The sequence below is a fragment of the Micromonospora sp. MH33 genome (assembly GCF_003013775.1).
Lineage (GTDB): Bacteria > Actinomycetota > Actinomycetes > Mycobacteriales > Micromonosporaceae > Micromonospora > Micromonospora fulviviridis.
Window position 1 is genome coordinate 1 of sequence record NZ_MUYZ01000617.1, and the last position, 1,573, is coordinate 1,573.

The window sequence follows — 1,573 nt, forward strand, 5'->3', positions numbered from 1 at the left end:
GCGCCCCGGCCGACGGCACCCAGGCGTCGCGCACCTGGGCGCGCAGCGTCCGGGCGGAGGCGTTGGCCAGGTGCACGGTGACCGTGGCGGTACCGCCGAGCCGGACCGCCCGGTCACCGGCGCGGGTGGCGGTGACCCCGTGCAGCGGCGCCGCGAGGGTCCAGTCGAGGGCGACCAGCAGCAGCACCGCCGCGGTCAGCACGGCGACGCCGAGGAACGGCGCCGGCCAGGCCGGCAGGGTCGCCGCGCTCGCCGCGAGCAGCAGACCCGCCCGCCGGGTCATCGCGGCGTCGGCACGGTGGCCAGCACCGCGTCCAGCACGGCGTCCACGGTCACGCCCTCCAGCTCCACCTCCGGGCGCAGCCGGAGCCGGTGCCGCAGGGTGGGCCGGGCGACCGCCTTCACGTCGTCCGGGGTGACGTGGTCCCGGCCGGCCAGCCAGGACCACGCCTTGGCGGTGCTCAGCAGGGCGGTGGCGCCCCGGGGCGAGGCGCCCAGCTCCAGCGCCGGGGCGACCCGGGTGGCCCGGCACAGGTCCACGATGTAGCCGAGCACCGGTTCGGCCACGTGCACCGCACGTACCGCCGCCCGGGCGGCGGCCAGGTCGGCCGCGGTGGCCACCGGGCGTACGCCGGCGGCGCGCAGGTCGCGCGGGTCGAAGCCGGCGTGGTGCGCGCGGAGCACGCCCAGCTCCTCGTCCCGCTCGGGCAGCGGCACGGTCAGCTTGAGCAGGAACCGGTCCAGCTGCGCCTCCGGCAGCGGGTAGGTGCCCTCGTACTCGACGGGGTTCTGGGTGGCCGCCACGATGAACGGGTCGGGTAGCGGGCGGCGCTCGCCCTCGACGGAGACCTGCCGCTCCTCCATCACCTCCAGCAGCGCCGACTGGGTCTTCGGCGGGGTGCGGTTGATCTCGTCGGCGAGGAGCAGGTTGGTGAAGACCGGCCCCTCCCGGAAGGTGAAGGCGGCGGTGCGCGGGTCGAAGATCAGCGACCCGGTGACGTCGCCGGGCATCAGGTCGGGGGTGAACTGCACCCGCTTGGACTCCAGGTCCAGCGCGCCGGCCACGGTCCGCACCAGCAGGGTCTTGGCCACCCCGGGTACGCCCTCCAGCAGCACGTGCCCGCGGCAGAGCAGCGCGATGACCAGGCCGGTGACCACGGCGTCCTGCCCGACGACGGCCTTGGCCACCTCGGCGCGCAGCCGGTGCAGGGCGGCGCGGGCGTCGGGCTGGGCGGCGGGCGACGCGGCGGCGATGACGGGTCCGGTCACCGGGGATCTCCTTCGGTCGGGTGGGGGGCCAGGGTACGGGTCAGGGCGTCCAGATCGCGGGCCAGCTCCAGCAGCTCCCGGTCGTCCTCCGGGCCGGCGCCGTGCAGCAGCTCCGCCACCCGCTCCGGGTCGGCCCCGGCGTGCGCGGCGACCCGGGCGGCCACCTCGTCGGCCGGCGTGTCCGGGGGCAGGTTGAGCCGGGGCAGCAGCCGGTCCAGCGCGGCGGCGCGCAGTGTCGCGGCGGCGGTGTCCCGGGCGCCGGCCCGGCGGTAGAGCCGGGCCCGGCCGAGCACCGTCTCGGCGG

Annotated in this window: 1 protein-coding gene and 2 pseudogenes; all 3 read right to left on the bottom strand. The window is 77.7% G+C overall.

The genetic code is table 11. The annotated features are described in order from the left end of the window. Nucleotides 1-283 (bottom strand): annotated as a pseudogene (locus B0E53_RS36385) (DUF58 domain-containing protein); the annotation flags it as partial. Beyond that, nucleotides 280-1,269, bottom strand: a complete 990-nt coding sequence (locus tag B0E53_RS36390) for a MoxR family ATPase (protein ID WP_210406366.1) — start codon at nucleotides 1,267-1,269, stop codon at nucleotides 280-282. The pseudogene B0E53_RS36385 and the gene B0E53_RS36390, both read right to left, overlap by 4 nt. After that, a pseudogene (locus B0E53_RS36395) lies at nucleotides 1,266-1,573 on the bottom strand (DUF4350 domain-containing protein); the annotation flags it as partial. The gene B0E53_RS36390 and the pseudogene B0E53_RS36395, both read right to left, overlap by 4 nt.